Origin of the sequence: Lysinibacillus sp. UGB7 (assembly GCF_049058285.1) — a bacterium.
In the GTDB taxonomy this organism is placed as follows: domain Bacteria; phylum Bacillota; class Bacilli; order Bacillales_A; family Planococcaceae; genus Lysinibacillus; species Lysinibacillus sphaericus_B.
The window spans coordinates 185167-201296 of the sequence record NZ_JBMGUV010000004.1 but is presented as its reverse complement, the minus strand read 5'-3'; the positions used below and the strand labels follow the sequence as shown (position 1 = coordinate 201296).

Annotated in this window: 15 protein-coding genes, 1 riboswitch and 1 other annotated feature; of the genes, 14 read left to right on the top strand and 1 reads right to left on the bottom strand. The window is 39.3% G+C overall.

Going from position 1 to position 16130, the window contains the following annotated elements; all coding sequences use genetic code 11:
• Positions 1-13 precede the first annotated feature (13 nt).
• The 7 genes from hemC to ACOMCU_RS06235 all read left to right on the top strand — a co-directional run bounded on the left by hemC (position 14) and on the right by ACOMCU_RS06235 (position 5681).
• The gene (gene hemC, locus ACOMCU_RS06265; RefSeq protein ID WP_010860069.1) at positions 14-946 is read left to right on the top strand and encodes a hydroxymethylbilane synthase; all 933 of its coding nucleotides are present in this window, start codon (positions 14-16) and stop codon (positions 944-946) included.
• Entirely contained in the window at positions 936-1697 is a 762-nt protein-coding gene (locus ACOMCU_RS06260; protein ID WP_421049683.1) for a uroporphyrinogen-III synthase, read from the top strand. Before hemC ends, ACOMCU_RS06260 begins: the two co-directional genes overlap by 11 nt.
• Entirely contained in the window at positions 1694-2674 is a 981-nt protein-coding gene (gene hemB / locus ACOMCU_RS06255; protein ID WP_010860067.1) for a porphobilinogen synthase, read from the top strand. Before ACOMCU_RS06260 ends, hemB begins: the two co-directional genes overlap by 4 nt.
• Positions 2675-3967, top strand: a complete 1293-nt coding sequence (gene hemL, locus ACOMCU_RS06250; RefSeq protein WP_421049682.1) for a glutamate-1-semialdehyde 2,1-aminomutase — start codon at positions 2675-2677, stop codon at positions 3965-3967.
• A 124-nt stretch (positions 3968-4091) separates the two neighbouring features.
• On the top strand, positions 4092-4538 hold the full coding sequence (locus tag ACOMCU_RS06245) for a CoxG family protein (RefSeq protein ID WP_010860065.1): 447 nt from the start codon (positions 4092-4094) through the stop codon (positions 4536-4538).
• Between the two features lie 309 nt (positions 4539-4847).
• Positions 4848-5012 (top strand): hypothetical protein, encoded by a 165-nt coding sequence (locus ACOMCU_RS06240; protein ID WP_421049681.1) that lies wholly within the window; start codon positions 4848-4850, stop codon positions 5010-5012.
• A 69-nt stretch (positions 5013-5081) separates the two neighbouring features.
• Entirely contained in the window at positions 5082-5681 is a 600-nt protein-coding gene (locus tag ACOMCU_RS06235; RefSeq protein ID WP_421049680.1) for a valyl-tRNA synthetase, read from the top strand.
• Here the strand turns inward: ACOMCU_RS06235 and ACOMCU_RS06230 are convergent.
• Positions 5664-5858, bottom strand: coding sequence for a hypothetical protein (locus tag ACOMCU_RS06230; protein WP_080647676.1), 195 nt, complete (start codon positions 5856-5858; stop codon positions 5664-5666). The genes ACOMCU_RS06235 and ACOMCU_RS06230 overlap by 18 nt on opposite strands.
• Before the next feature lie 105 nt (positions 5859-5963).
• Positions 5964-6285 (top strand) — a binding site (T-box leader).
• A 187-nt stretch (positions 6286-6472) separates the two neighbouring features.
• Between ACOMCU_RS06230 and ACOMCU_RS06225 the strand changes: the two genes are divergently transcribed.
• The 7 genes from ACOMCU_RS06225 (at position 6473) to ACOMCU_RS06195 (ending at position 16121) form a co-directional block, all read left to right on the top strand.
• Positions 6473-9118, top strand: a complete 2646-nt coding sequence (locus ACOMCU_RS06225) for a valine--tRNA ligase (protein WP_421049679.1) — start codon at positions 6473-6475, stop codon at positions 9116-9118.
• A 115-nt stretch (positions 9119-9233) separates the two neighbouring features.
• Positions 9234-9334: riboswitch (cyclic di-GMP riboswitch) on the top strand.
• A 168-nt stretch (positions 9335-9502) separates the two neighbouring features.
• A complete protein-coding gene (locus tag ACOMCU_RS06220; RefSeq protein ID WP_421049678.1) occupies positions 9503-10795 on the top strand; it encodes a bifunctional folylpolyglutamate synthase/dihydrofolate synthase in 1293 nt (430 codons plus the stop codon).
• A complete protein-coding gene (locus tag ACOMCU_RS06215) occupies positions 10792-12048 on the top strand; it encodes a bifunctional folylpolyglutamate synthase/dihydrofolate synthase (protein ID WP_421049677.1) in 1257 nt (418 codons plus the stop codon). The genes ACOMCU_RS06220 and ACOMCU_RS06215 overlap by 4 nt, the downstream gene beginning before the upstream one ends.
• 568 nt (positions 12049-12616) lie before the next feature.
• Positions 12617-13249, top strand: a complete 633-nt coding sequence (locus tag ACOMCU_RS06210) for a hypothetical protein (RefSeq protein WP_036130461.1) — start codon at positions 12617-12619, stop codon at positions 13247-13249.
• Between the two features lie 98 nt (positions 13250-13347).
• Positions 13348-13941, top strand: a complete 594-nt coding sequence (locus ACOMCU_RS06205) for a Maf family protein (protein ID WP_010860061.1) — start codon at positions 13348-13350, stop codon at positions 13939-13941.
• Positions 13942-13974: 33 nt separating this feature from the next.
• Entirely contained in the window at positions 13975-14646 is a 672-nt protein-coding gene (gene radC, locus ACOMCU_RS06200) for a RadC family protein (RefSeq protein ID WP_196228928.1), read from the top strand.
• Positions 14647-15101: 455 nt separating this feature from the next.
• Positions 15102-16121, top strand: coding sequence for a rod shape-determining protein (locus ACOMCU_RS06195; protein ID WP_036130458.1), 1020 nt, complete (start codon positions 15102-15104; stop codon positions 16119-16121).
• Positions 16122-16130: the final 9 nt, after the last annotated feature.

Below are 16130 nucleotides of genomic sequence, written 5' to 3'. Positions count from 1 at the left end.
AGGTTGGAGACTTGTGAGAAAAATTATTGTAGGTTCTAGGAGAAGTAAGCTAGCATTAACACAAACGAATTGGTTCATTAATGAGTTAAAGGCAGCCGGTGTGCCATTTGAATTTGAGATAAAGGAAATTGTCACAAAAGGCGATCAAATTTTAGATGTTCAACTTTCTAAAGTTGGTGGCAAAGGGCTTTTTGTAAAAGAAATAGAACAAGCCCTATATGACAAAGAAATTGACTTTGCTGTGCATTCAATGAAGGATATGCCAGCAGTACTGCCGGAAGGATTAGTAATTGGATGTATTCCACCGCGTGAAGATGCACGTGATGCTTTTATTTCAAAAGGACATATAAAATTTGCAGATCTGCCAGCAGGATCTGTTGTTGGTACAAGTTCCCTTCGTCGTAGTGCTCAACTCTTAACGGTGCGCCCAGATATAGAGATTAAATGGATTCGTGGAAATGTGGATACACGTCTGGCGAAACTTGAAACAGAAGAATATGATGCCATTATATTAGCGGCTGCAGGGCTGAAACGCCTTGGGTGGAGCGAAGATGTTGTCACTGAATTCTTATCTGTAGAAGATTGTTTGCCAGCAGTAGCGCAGGGCTCTTTGGGCATTGAATGTCGCGAAGATGATGCTGAGCTATTAGTTGAACTAGCTAAATTGACAGATAACACTACATGGCAAGAAGCACATGCTGAGCGTGCCTTTTTAGCGGCTATGGATGGTGGCTGTCAAGTACCTATCGCAGGGTATGCTAAATGGAATGGGGAAAAAATTACACTGACAGGTTTAGTTGCAGCGCCAGATGCTTCGGTAATTTATAAAGAAACGGTAGTAGGTTCAAAACCAGAAGTGGCTGGAAAAGAGCTTGCTGCTATTTTAACGAAGCAAGGAGCCTTTGATTTAATCCAACGTGTGAAGGCAGAGCAAGATGCAAAATAATTTACCTTTAAAAGGTAAAAAAATAATTTTGACAGGTACATCTAAAACTTCAACAATTATTGATGACATAACAGCTTTAGGTGGCCAAGTAGTCATTACCCCATTGATTGAAACCTGCGAACTCATAGATAGAAATGATGATGTTCATTTAGAGTTTGCACGTCAATTTAAGTGGTTAATTTTTACGAGTCAAAACGCAGTTGATGCTTTTGCTAGTAAAATGAAACGATTTAATTTAAACGCAAGGCATTTTCAAGGGAAAATTGCATCCATTGGTACGAAAACAACTGAAGCATTAGAGCAGCTAGGGTTCCATGTTAGCTTTATGCCTTCAGTGTTTAGTGCTGATGTTTTTGTCAAAGAATTTCCAAGTGTGGCGGTAGGCAATCCAACATGTTTATTTATTCGCGGTGAAAAAGCGAAAAAGACATTAAAGGAAGGTTTACCGTTGGAACTTAAGGAATGGACGGTCTATGAAACAATTGAACGTCACGACCAAAAACAAGTAATTATCAACACTATTCGTTCACACGAGGATGTAACAGTGATTTTTGCTAGTCCATCTGCTGTTGATGTATATGCGATGGATGTAGCATCAGTAATTGGCTGGGAGGCCACCCGTGTGGCGGCAATCGGTCATATTACAGAGGCAGCAATTTTAAACCACGGTGCTACTGTGGATGTTATGCCTAGTGTGTATACAATGCAAGCAGTCATCGAGGAAATAATGAAAGAAGAGGAAAGAAAATGACACAATTACAATTTCAAAGACATCGTCGCTTGCGTTCGAGTGCAGCGATGCGATCTATGGTAAAAGAAACTTACTTACACAAAGAAGACTTAATTTATCCGATTTTTGTCATTGAAGGCGAAAATATTAAAAAAGAAGTTCCTTCTATGCCGGGAGTTTTCCAATTTTCATTAGACAACCTTGGTGTTGAAATTGATGAAGTTGTGACTTTGGGGATTCCAGCAGTTATTTTATTCGGCTTACCAGCTGAAAAAGATGCGGTTGGTACAGGTGCATTCCATGATCATGGTATTGTGCAAGAAGCTACACGTCTTATTAAAGCGCGTCATCCTGAACTTTTAGTTATTGCGGACACATGCCTTTGTGAATTTACCGATCATGGTCATTGTGGCTTAATTGAAGGCGAACAAATTTTAAATGATCCATCGCTAGATGTTTTAGCGCGCACAGCGGTATCTCAAGCAAAAGCAGGCGCAGATATTATTGCACCCTCTAATATGATGGATGGTTTTGTTTCGGCAATTCGTGCAGGTTTAGACGAAGCGGGCTTTGAAAATGTGCCGATTATGTCATATGCAGTAAAATATGCTTCAAGCTACTATGGCCCATTCCGTGATGCAGCTGACGGAGCACCACAATTTGGCGATCGTAAATCATATCAAATGGATCCATCGAACCGTATGGAGGCATTCCGTGAAGCAGAATCAGACATTGCAGAAGGTGCGGACTTCTTAATCGTTAAGCCAGCACTTAGCTATTTAGACATTATTCGTGATGTGAAAAATAACTACCCATTACCGATTGTTGCCTATAATGTTTCAGGTGAATACGCAATGATCAAAGCAGCAGCGATTAATGGCTGGATTGAAGAGAAAAAAGTAGTGCTTGAAACATTACTTAGTATGAAACGTGCTGGTTCTGATTTAATCATTACGTATCATGCAAAAGATGTAGCAAATTGGTTGGAGGGAAAATAAATGGCGCGTTCTTATGAAAAATCAAAACAAGCATACGCAGAAGCAGTAAATTTAATGCCGGGTGGTGTAAGTAGCCCAGTCAGAGCATTTAAATCTGTAAACATGGATCCAATTTTCATGGAATCTGGTCACGGTGCGATTATAAAAGATATTGATGGTAATGAATATATCGACTATGTATTATCATGGGGCCCGCTAATTTTAGGGCATACTCACCCCGAAGTAGTAAAAGCGATTGCTGAAACAGCAGCGAAAGGTTCTTCTTTTGGAGCACCTAGCTATACGGAAAATAGACTAGCAAAATTAGTGTTGGATCGTTTACCTGGAATGGAAATGATTCGTTTTGTGTCATCAGGGACAGAGTCAACGATGTCAGCCCTACGTGTAGCACGTGGTGTTACAGGGCGCGATAAAATATTAAAATTTGAAGGCTCATATCATGGACATGGTGACTCGTTACTTATTAAGGCAGGATCTGGTGTGGCAACATTAGGTTTACCTGATAGCCCTGGTGTACCAGCAGACGTTGCTCGTAACACATTAACAGTGCCATACAACGATTTAGACGGTGCAAAACAAATTTTTGAAAAATTCGGTGCTGAACTTGCGGCAGTCATCGTAGAACCAGTAGCAGGAAATATGGGTGTCGTTCCACCACAACCAGGCTTCCTGCAAGGTTTACGTGATTTAACAAAAGAGCATGGTGCACTCCTAATCTTCGATGAAGTTATGACTGGATTCCGTGTGGACTATGGCTGCGCACAGGGGTATTTTGATGTAACACCAGATATGACAACTCTAGGTAAGGTTATTGGCGGAGGTCTTCCTGTTGGTGCATTCGCTGGTAAAAAAGAAATTATGGAGCAAGTGGCACCAATAGGTCCTATTTACCAGGCTGGGACATTATCAGGTAATCCTTTAGCGATGACAGCTGGTTATGAAACTTTGTCTAGACTTGATGAAAGCACTTATAAGTACTTTAAAAAATTAGGTGATCAACTAGAAACAGGCTTCCGAGCTGCCGCGACGAAATACAATATTCCACATACGGTAAATCGTGCTGGTTCAATGATTGGTTTCTTCTTTACGAATGAAGAAGTAATTGACTTTGCCTCAGCAAAAACGGCTGATTTACAATTATTCGCTGAATATTTCCGATTAATGGCCGAAGAAGGTATTTTCTTACCACCTTCTCAATTTGAAGGCTTATTTATTTCTACAGCGCATACAGAAGAGCATATAACAAAAACCGTTGATGCCTTCCATAAAGTCTTTGCACAACTAGCAAAATAATTTGTACTTAGAGCCATCCATTTTGGGTGGCTTTTTTTTGTCAAAATTATAACTTTCAGCATAGCCAATTTGTGGACAAAATCATATATAATAAAGCTATTCAGAAAAGAAAGTAGTGGTTTTAATGGCAACAGGCACACATATAGTAGAAGTACCCGTAGAGATTGAAAATGTATGGGATTTCGTTAGTGATATGGAAAAATGGGCAAAGCTTGTCCCAGGTTATAGCGCGCATACGATGATAGATGATAAAAATTCTACATGGACATTTAAAGGTAATGTTGGTGTACTGAAAAAAACAGTAGAAGTAGAGATTACTATTTTAGAGTGGGCAGCACCTTCAAAAGTAACGTTTGAATTAAAAGGTATCTCTGATAATTTCACAGGAAACGGCTATTTCCTTGCTGAAAGCATCGACGCACAAAATACAAGAATGACAGGCTTTTTAGAAGTAACAGCAGGCGGATTGGCAGGACCTGTTTTAAATCCAATTTTTAAACCGATTGTACCGAAAGCAACTCAAATGTTAACAGATCGAGTAGCTAATAAAATAAAAATGGTAAACGTATAAAGAAAAACTTTACTCGCAGGAGATTTCCGATCACCAAGCACATGTTTATGTTGTTATTGCAGTAGGTGTCGAAATCTCATACTGCCTTTATGCCACATTAGAAGTCATGGTAATATTTTGTACGCACAAAGTATAAAACAGAGCTGTTCCAAAAGTGAAAATAGCATGCTAGGAGTACTTCCTAGTATGCTATTTTTTAATATAAAGGTAAAAATCCACGGAGACTTCTGATGCCGCTCATGCCTTGCTCACGGCAAAAGTAAAGCAAAATCATATTGTTTGAGGGACTTTCCCCACTCAAGATGATAGATGACAACAGGAGGCCAATCAACTGACCGTAAAAGCCCGATTGTTTCAACTAATAATCAGTGGGGGGAAGAACCCCCACTGAGTGAAGTTTCACTGTATCCGAAAGAAAAAGCAACATTTGAACGGAAAAAATATCGCGAAACAACAATATCTAGCTTCATCTAAAGCATACAACCTTCTTGAAAGTCATATGATGCAAAGGGAGGGATTATTATCGAACAGAAAACTTGGAATATGCGTGAGACATTTTGTTTTCCAGGGTATGGTTGCCCAACAGAAATTGCAGCTGTACAGATTAAGCCACAGTGGCAAGCTACGCAGCTAGATGATTCAGTACGTTTAGTCGGTATTTACCATATTACTTCACATGTTCGCTTTGATTTTCAAGACTTGCAAAATTTTATGGATGTTGAAGATCTAGTTAAAATTGATGCGCTTGATATTCAAGGTGATACAGGATATTTTGAATATGCTGTACCATTACATGTCGATTTACCGAAAGATGCCGCTATTGAAGATTTAATGGTGAAAGACGTTCGTCCGACACTGGCCAATCAAATGTGTCAGTTGGAATGGACAGTTACAAGTATTTTTAGTGAACCAAAGCTTGTAGTAGAAAAAGCCTTAGTTTTAGAAGAACCGGTTGCTCCTGTAGAAGTGGCTGTTCATGTAGAGAAGGCTGCTCCTGTTGAGCAAAAGATAGTGTTAAGGGAATCTTCTAGTCACACTGCTGTGCGCGAGTCCAGCTCTTGGGATGAAGTGCCAACAATGATTTGGGATTTAACAGAAAATTACACACCGTTAAAAGTCCGCGCTTCAAATGATATCATTTAAAAGTAAATAGCAAAGAAGAAGCAGTAGCAATAAGAAGATTAAATCGCCAGAAGTTGGTACGATGATGATACGCACAAACTGAAATGCACAAATCGGTATAATAATCGTTCTGCAGTAGAAACGAATTTGTCGTAGCCAAGGTGGTAAAAACCAGGGATTGTATTTACGTCGTCGCATATGAATATTCACTTCCTTTTCTATTTACTTTTTACAGACTAGCTAAAAATAACTAAATCACTTGAAAAAGTGCACGATTTTGCGTTACAATGTGGAAAGTCGAATATAGATGCTATGACAGGGAAGAGTAAATTATTCGCACATTTTTAGAGAGGAAACGGTAGCTGAAAAGTTTCTATTTGTGCATAATTGAACGTAGCCTTCGAGCAGCTTTAGTGAACTAACAGTAGTTAAAGCCGGTTAAACACCGTTATCGAATTAAGAGCCAGTAGAAGTAAGCATAAGTAAATCAACTATCATTCCATTTCGGGTGACTAGGGCTAGCAAAAAGCGCTGTCAGACAAGAAATGAGGATGTACGCGATTGCTTAACTTAGCCCTGCTGGAATTAAAGGTGGTACCGCGAACTAAACTCCTTCGTCCTTTTGTAGACGCTAGGAGTTTTTTTATTGTCCAAAAATCATGTTTAAACATTTCTTGGCAATAAAGCCTCTAGTAGATATTCAGATTTTCAAAGGAGTTCATTGTGTAAACACAATGGAAAATCTGGACAGCAAAATCGTTTTAGCTAATTTGATGTATATCAAAAATTTTTAGTCAACAGGAGGAGTCAAGATGACAGAAAACATTTCAATGCCAACGAAATACGATCCACAGTCAATTGAAGCGGGGCGCTATGAATGGTGGTTACAAGGTAAATTTTTCGAAGCACAACCAGACAGTGGGAAAGAGCCATATTCAATCGTTATCCCACCACCGAACGTAACAGGGAAATTGCACCTTGGTCATGCGTGGGATACAGCTTTACAAGATATTTTAACTCGCATGAAGCGTATGCAAGGCTATGATGCACTATGGTTGCCGGGTATGGACCACGCTGGGATTGCAACACAAGCAAAAGTGGAGGCCAAACTGCGAGAAGACGGTATTACACGTTATGATTTAGGACGTGAAAAATTCCTCGAAAAAACATGGGAATGGAAAGAAGAGTATGCAGGACATATCCGTCAACAATGGGCGAAGCTTGGCCTAGGGTTAGACTATTCTCGTGAGCGTTTCACACTCGACAAAGGCCTATCGGATGCTGTTAAAACTGTATTCGTTCAATTATATGAAAAAGGGTTAATTTATCGTGGTGAACGTATTATTAACTGGGATCCTGCTGCAAAAACAGCGTTATCAGATATTGAAGTTATCTACAAAGATGTTCAAGGTGCATTCTACCATATGAAATATCCATTAGCAGATGGTTCAGGATACGTGGAATTAGCGACAACACGTCCAGAAACAATGCTAGGTGACTCAGGCATTGCGGTTCATCCGAAAGACGAGCGCTACCAACATTTAATTGGAAAAACAGTTATTCTACCGATCATTGGCCGTGAAATTCCAATCGTAGCAGATGACTACGTAGATATGGAATTTGGTACTGGGGTAGTAAAAATGACACCAGCCCATGATCCTAACGACTTTGAGGTCGGCAACCGTCATCACTTAGAACGCATTCTTGTGATGAACGAAGATGGGACAATGAATGAGCTCGCTGGCAAATATAACGGAATGGATCGTTTTGAATGCCGTAAGCAAATTGTTGCCGACTTACAAGAGGCTGGTGTGTTAATCAACATCGAAGAGCATATGCATTCAGTAGGTCACTCTGAACGTTCTGGTGCTGTTGTAGAGCCGTATCTTTCAGCACAATGGTTTGTTAAAATGCAACCACTTGCTGATGCTTCATTAGCGCTACAACAAGACGAAGAAGGCAAAGTGAATTTCGTTCCAGCTCGCTTTGAAAACACATATTCTCGCTGGATGGAAAATATCCGTGACTGGTGTATTTCACGCCAATTATGGTGGGGCCATCAAATTCCAGCCTGGTATCACAATGAAACGGGTGAAATTTATGTGGGTAAAGAAGCACCAGCAGACGCAGAACATTGGACGCAAGATGAAGATGTCTTAGATACATGGTTCTCAGCTGCACTATGGCCATTTTGTACAATGGGTTGGCCAGACGAGGCAAATGAAGAGTATAAGCGTTACTACCCAACAAGTACGCTTGTAACAGGCTATGACATTATTTTCTTCTGGGTATCTCGTATGATCTTCCAAGGTATTGAATTTACTGATCAACTTCCATTTAAAGACGTATTAATCCACGGTTTAGTACGTGATGGAGAAGGTCGTAAAATGAGTAAATCGCTAGGTAACGGTGTAGATCCAATGGACGTTATTGAAAAATACGGTGCCGATTCGTTACGTTACTTCTTAGCAACAGGTTCATCACCAGGGCAAGACTTACGTTATACAACAGAAAAAGTAGAATCAGTTTGGAATTTTGCTAATAAAATTTGGAATGCTTCTCGTTTCGCGTTAATGAATATGGACGGCATGACATATGATGAAATCGACTTAACTGGCGAAAAATCAGTGGCCGATAAATGGATCTTAACTCGTTTAAATGAGACAATTGAACGTGTGACATCGCTTGCTGAGCGATATGAATTCGGTGAAGTAGGCCGCGAGCTTTACAATTTCATCTGGGATGATTTCTGTTCTTGGTATATTGAAATGGCGAAATTACCAATGAATGGTGAAGATGAAGCAGCGAAGAAAACTACTCGTTCTATTTTAGCTTACGTATTAGATCAAACAATGCGTCTATTACATCCATTTATGCCATTTATCACGGAAGAGATCTGGCAACACTTACCACATGAAGGTGAGTCTATTACAGTGGCTGCATGGCCAACTGTACGCACGGATCTTCATTTTGCGGATGAAGCGGACAATATGAAGCTCCTTATGGATATTATACGTTCAGTGCGTAATATACGTGCGGAAGTAAATACGCCAATGAGCAAAAAAGTACCATTATTCATTTCTGCAAAGGATGCAGCTACGGTTGCCGTTCTTGAAGCAAATAAAGCATATCTTGAAAAATTCTGTAACCCTGAGTCGTTAACAATCGGTGAAGGCTTAGAGACTCCTGATCAAGCTATGACAGCAGTCGTGACTGGTGCTGAGCTATTCCTTCCACTTGTAGGTCTCATTAACCTAGAAGAAGAAATCAACCGTCTAGAAAAAGAATTAGAAAAATGGGCAAAAGAAGTGAAGCTTGTTAGTGGTAAGTTGTCAAATGAGAAATTTGTTTCAAAAGCCCCAGAAGTTTTAGTCAATGCAGAACGTGAAAAATTAGCAGACTATGAAGATAAACATGCTGTAGTATTAAAACGCTTAGAAGAACTAAAAAATATGTAATCATATAAGGCAGTGGATGACGAATAAAGTCATCCATTGTTTTTTCTTTTTTTGAATCAAAAGGTACATAATGATTTTGGGTAAATTAAATAGTAGGATTTAAAATGATTAGTATAATAAGTGAAGGCAAACCATTCAAAAGGGTGGAATGCAAAACCTAGGGTCTAAAGCGAAGAGATATACAATCTTTCATGCTAGGATGGCCTGGTTGCCAATTGATGAGATATTTATAAAATCTATGCCTTTCATAGTAACTTGTAAAACACACACAAACACACTTTAGTAGTGATTTTCTGTGTGTTTTTAAATTGTGTACGAATTGTGTGGGTGCCAGGCACCTTTTGTACTAAAATAGAGATATCGCAGTTAGAGGGAGTGTTTCTTGTGTTTTCATCGATGAAAGCTTGTACAGATTTTATTTTTACATTAAAGGCAGTAGACCATAAGCGTGCGCCACTCGTTATGATGCGCGAAGTTTTAGCACGTTTGGATAATCCACAGGAAAAGCTACAAACGATTCATATCGCAGGTTCAAACGGCAAAGGTTCAACGGTAACTATGATGCGGGAAATATTAATAGAGGCTGGATACACTGTAGGGACTTTTACATCTCCACATTTAGAGTGTGTCAATGAACGAATGACTATTAATGGAAAACAGATTCCAGACGCACAATTTTTAAGGTATATGAACAACATTGCTGCAATCGTTGAGACGAATTATGATGGGGACTATCCTAGTTTTTTTGAGGTCGTAACACTTATCATGTTCCAGTATTTTGCGGAGGAAGCCGTTGATTTTGCACTTATTGAAACGGGTCTTGGTGGCCGCTTAGATGCAACGAATGTTATTACGCCACTAGTGTCAATCATTACGACCATTTCATTGGAGCATACAGCGTTTTTAGGAGATACTTTTGCGAAAGTAGCCTTTGAGAAAGCAGGCATTATAAAAGAAGGCGTGCCTGTAGTAGTAGGTGTAAAAAATGGCGAGGCATTTGCAGTTATTAAACAAGCTGCACTAGAACGTCATGCTGAATGTCACGTTATTGGAAAGGACTTTATCGTAAATGCAAATAAGCAAGAAGTTGCTATGCAGCACTTTAGTTACCGCAAAGCCGATGTTGAGATAAACGATATTCAGTTGAAAATGGCTGGACCACATCAAGTAGCTAATGCAAGCCTGGCAATCACTGCTATACTATTATTACAGGAAAAGGGACATCTTGAAGTATCACAGACATCCATACTTCATGCATTGCAAAAAGCGCAATGGCCAGGCCGCTTTGAACAATTTACCGACAATATAGTACTAGATGGCGCCCATAATTCAGAAGGCACAGCTGCTCTAATTCACACACTACAAGTTGTATATCCCAATCAACATTATGGGTTTATTTACGCAGCGTTATCTGATAAAGATCATGCGCATAGTATTGCTTTAATGGATGCAGTTGCAACAGCTATGTCATTTACACAAATAGACCTACCGAATGCTATGCCTGCAGTAAAATTAGCTGCTTTGTCACAACATCCCGATAAGGAATATAGTGAAAATTGGCGGGATATGGTCCGTGCAGTTATACAAAAAAAGAAGGAACAAGATATTGTGGTCATTACAGGTTCGCTCTATTTCATAGCTGAAGTGCGACAATGGCTACAGGAGGAAGAGCGATGATTCCGAAATTTGATATTTATAAAGAAAAGTGGGCTGTAAAAAGCGATGATGTCATCAAACCAGGTCTTGCTGCGATTGAAGAAGCATTGGCGCTTGTGGGCAGTCCAGAGAAAAATCTGCAAATTGTCCATTTAGCTGGCACGAACGGCAAAGGCTCAACACTTACATTCATAGAGTCAATTTTAAAGGAACATGGATTACGTGTTGGCAAATTTATGTCTCCTTGCATTTTAGATGTTCATGACCAAATTCAAGTAGCGAATCGACCTATTTCAGCTGAAGAGATGGACCGGGTGTTTCAACAAATGCAATTAGCGGGACTGAGTGGTAAGTTAACAGATTTTGAGCTCCTTACTGCTGCGGCATTTTTACATTTTGTTAATAGTAATGTGGATGTGGCTATAATCGAAGCAGGGATGGGTGGTTTATTGGATAGTACGAATGTGGTGACGCCAATTGTTTCGATTATTCCGAGCATCGCGTTAGAGCATACGACCTATTTAGGTAATACTATTGAGAGTATTGCTCATCATAAAGCAGGTATTATTAAGCAGCACCAGCCTGTTATTATCGGTGATCTACCGCTTGAAGCGAAGGCAGTTATCTATGAAAAAGCACGTATGAAACAAGCGACTGTTCTTGAACTAGGTCATCAATTTAATGTAGAGCATACGAAGCATGGTGAGTGTTATACGAATGATGAAAACGGTTTGCGTATAGCCAATCTATTGCGAAAAATGAAAGGGCCGCATCAAGCAAATAATATGGCCCTAGCCATTACTGCGTTTTTTGAAGTGGCAACTGCATTGGATGTACCAATAAGTATACAAGGTATTCAAAATGGTATTAATAAGGCGAAAATATTAGGGCGCTTTGAAGAAATCATGCCCTATATTATATTAGACGGTGCACACAATCCAGCGAGTGCGGAAAAATTGGTCGCTACAATTCGGCAGGAATTCCCAGAGGAGATGATTACTTTCGTTATGGGCATTCTTGCAGATAAAGATGTAAAAAAGGTACTCAATCAGTTAGAACAAGTGAGTGATTGCTTTTATTTTGTTGATTTCTACAATCCGCGTGCCATGTCGGCAAAAGATATGGTGGAACTCTCTAGCGCTTCTCAAACAGAAGTGTTAAGTGATTATGTTCAATTTTTACAAACACAATCGGAAAATAACTGCAGAACTGTAGTATCTGGTTCATTGTACTTATTAACAGAAGTACGTAACAGATTAATTGGAAACAGCTAAAGTGTGGTTCTGTAGCCACACATCATGAGAAGCAGCACCTTTTACAATTAAATGCACCCTCAATTTTTATGTTGAGCCTTTCACAATATGTCTGTGGAAGGCTTTTGTCATTTTTTAAGTTCAGAAAATGGCATTCTCCTACTTGACTCGGGCGGATGTAGCTTGTAGCCGAGCGTTAAGGCAGTTTGGAAAGCGAGTGGCTTTTTCCGGACTTGAATATTCTTACTTTCTATAGTTTTTAGCCTTCCATAATATGTCTGTGGAAGGCTAAAAGGTCTTTGCAAGGAGGTAATTACACACATCTTCATATTGAAATTTATTTTTAAAAGTGCAAAAGAGAGGATGCCTTCATGAAAATATGGCGTAACAACGATAGGCTGTGGTAAAACTTTTGCCAACATTGTAGGCAATTTATATGTTGAAACCTCCAAAAATACTATTAATTGAAATGCAGTAAATTAGCATTTTCACATATTTTTAAACATATACTAATATGAAATCATAGACGACAATAGTCTTGTCTTTTTTTATGTTTATTTTGATACGTTAAGGAAGAGGTGAAGGACGTATGAAAATTGTTAGTCAGGTAATAAAAAAACAAGTATTTCGCGCAATGCTAATTGGGGGTATTGTAGGACTATTTGGTGTTGCCATATTTTTAGGAATTCTCCAAGCAAGTACTCAGTTTTCTTTAAAGCAAGATAGTGAAGTAGCAAGTGAAGGTGCACAGAAAGAGACAATTCCGACAGCAGGTGGTACCGCAAACGCGTCGATGCTGTATGCAAGTCAAGCAGGTGTATTTTCTAATTATGAAAGTGCAAGTGCATTTTTAGCAGAATATCCAGCATTAAAAGAAAGCGCCATTGTAGAGGTAGATGGCAAATATTATGTTTGGACAAGTATTGCGATAGAGGAAAGTCAACTCGTTTTTTTAGAAGCTCCTGCCACATTTAAAAAAGTGTTTAGTGTTACTGGTGATAGCTGTAAAGAAGCAACGATTAAAGAACTTCCGGTCGTGTTTGCTGATAAAAAGGCTACAAAATTAAATTTTAAGGACAACGCAAAAGATTCAACGCTGCCTCCTGATTGGCAAACTGTAGGTGCAGCAGTTTCTTCTATTTCCAACGATATAAACATCATTCGCTTACATTTATTTGCTCATTATAAGAAGAATAATACTTGTCTCCAAATTAAATTTTGACTATGAAATATAGTGAAATAGGCATTATCTTCATTTTTTGAAAATTTTCAAATACCTAATTCTCCGTTATGATAAGTATAAGGAGGAATGGTGAGATAATGTTTACAACAAGACACAAGCTAGTACTTGCCTCTGCTTCACCACGCCGAAAGGAATTGCTTGCTATGCTAGCGCTTCCCTTCGATATTGTTACGAGTGAAGTAGAAGAGACAAGCGTCCAAGCAGCAACAATGCAAGATTATGTAAAAGGTGTAGCACTTTTAAAAACACGCGATGTAGCAAAAAAAGTGCCGAATGCAACGATTATTGGTGCAGATACTATCGTAGTTTTTGACAATGAGCTACTGCATAAGCCAAAAACACGTGAGGAAGCGATTTCTCACTTAACACGATTATCAGGTGCCCGTCATGCGGTTATGACAGCAGTTGCTATTATTAATCCTGATGGACAAGAAACAACATTTGTAGAACAAACAACTGTTGTCTTTAACGAATTATCACAGGAGCTTATCGAAGCATATGTAGCCTCAGGAGACCCTTTTGATAAAGCGGGCGGTTATGGCATTCAAACTGCTGGTACCCTTTTAGTTAAGCAAATTGAAGGTGATTATAACAATGTTGTTGGCTTACCACTTGCAGCGTTGTTTACGCAATTGGTAGCACTTCATATTATCCAATTTGCGAGGGAGTGAAGATTTTTGCCAACAGATGTATTACCAAGCATGATGATACGAGATGTGCATATTGCAGATCGACCACGTGAGAGACTGTTAAGACAAGGAGCCATGAGCTTATCGAATCAGGAGTTACTGGCTATTTTACTAAGGACAGGAACGAAAGAAGAGTCGGTTCTTGTCCTTGCGAATCGTGTATTAGGTGCTTTCGAGCATTTACATCATTTAAAGCATGCGACGATTGAAGAAATGGTGGCTATTAAAGGAATTGGAGAGGTGAAGGCAATTCAGTTATTAGCTGCGATTGAGCTAGGCCGACGCTTAGCTCAAAAGCACAATGATGAAAAATATACGATTCGATCCCCGCAAGATGCCGCTGCGTACTTGATGCCTGATATGACTTCCCTTAACCAAGAACATTTCGTTGCGCTCTTTCTAAATGTGAAAAATCAAATTATTCATAAACAGACAATTTTTATAGGTAGCTTAAATGCCAGCATCGTCCATCCAAGAGAAATTTTCCGAGAGGCTGTAAAACGTTCAGCTGCTTCTCTTATTTGCGCGCACAATCATCCTAGCGGCGTACCGACACCGAGTCCAGAAGATATTGAGGTAACAAAGAGAATTCAGGAAGCGGGCTATATTATTGGCATTGAATTGATTGATCATGTTATCATTGGTGATCATCAATATATAAGTTTAAAAGAAAAAGGGTATTTTTAGCTCTGCAAGCAATTTTGCAGAGCTTTTTGAGGTCATTAACTAAGAAGAAATAACACTGATGTGGAAGAACTTAAATTTCTAGCAATATATTGTCACGCCACTCAAGCCTAAGCAATTTGCGCAAGTCATTGTTGGCAGTCTGATGTTCTTGAGACAATGAAAATTAATGGTCATTAATTTAATTGCGAACCTTTTTTGATGAATGACGTTAATGTAGTTGGTAGAAATAACTTTATGATTCACAAAAATTGGTAGCCTATTAGACGTTGTCTTAGATGAATAAAAATTATATGCTAATCTATACGTACTATTTTAAGTTTAAGAGGGATGAAAATAGTATATTTTCCGCAAGATGAGGTGTATGGCACTATAAATTCTTGGGTTTTTCCGTTATAATGAACGGTATGATTTTATGTCAACGAAAGTATGGCTTAAATAGAAAGGGAGTACACAATTTGTTTGGATTAGGTAGTAAAGATGTCGGGATTGACCTCGGCACAGCGAATACATTAGTGTTTATTAAAGGGAAGGGAATCGTTCTACGCGAACCTTCAGTCGTAGCAAAAAATACGAAAACTGGCGATATCGTCGCAGTTGGTAATGATGCAAAAAATATGATAGGACGTACACCTGGCTCAATTGTAGCCATTCGTCCGATGAAAGATGGCGTTATTGCTGATTTTGATATTACAACAGCGATGATTGAGTATTATTTAAAAGAGGCTTCTAAAAATTCTGGTGGGAATTGGAAGAAACCGAATATAATGATCTGCGTGCCTTACGGAATTACTTCTGTGGAACAACGTGCGGTCATCGATGCGTCACGTCAAGCGGGTGCAAAAGAGGCTTTCACGATTGAAGAACCTTTTGCGGCAGCTATTGGTGCGAACTTACCAGTATGGGATCCAACGGGTTCAATGGTAGTCGATATCGGTGGTGGTACTACAGAGGTAGCTGTTATTTCGTTAGGTGGTATCGTAACAAGTGAATCGGTACGTGTCGGCGGGGATGCAATGGATCAAGCAATCATTTCATATATCCGTAAATCATATAACTTAACAATCGGGGAACGTACTGCAGAGGCTGTCAAAATCGAGATTGGTACAGCATTTGCTGAGGGTCCTGAAGAGAAAATGGAGATTAGAGGTCGTGACCTATTAACTGGTTTACCAAAAACGATTGAAATATCATCTCAGGAAATTTCAGAATCATTACGTGAAGCAGTATCATCCATTATTGATGGTGTGCGAAAAACACTAGAACAAACTCCACCTGAATTGTCTGCAGACGTGATGGAACGCGGCATCGTGCTAACGGGTGGTGGAGCACTTTTATCTAATTTAGATAAAGTCATTAGCCGTGAAACGAATATGCCCGTATTTATCGCAGAAGATCCATTAGACTGTGTTGCTATTGGTACAGGTAAGGCTTTAGATAATATTGATTTGATTCGTCGACAACAAGTAAAAGGTTAAGGAGGTTTA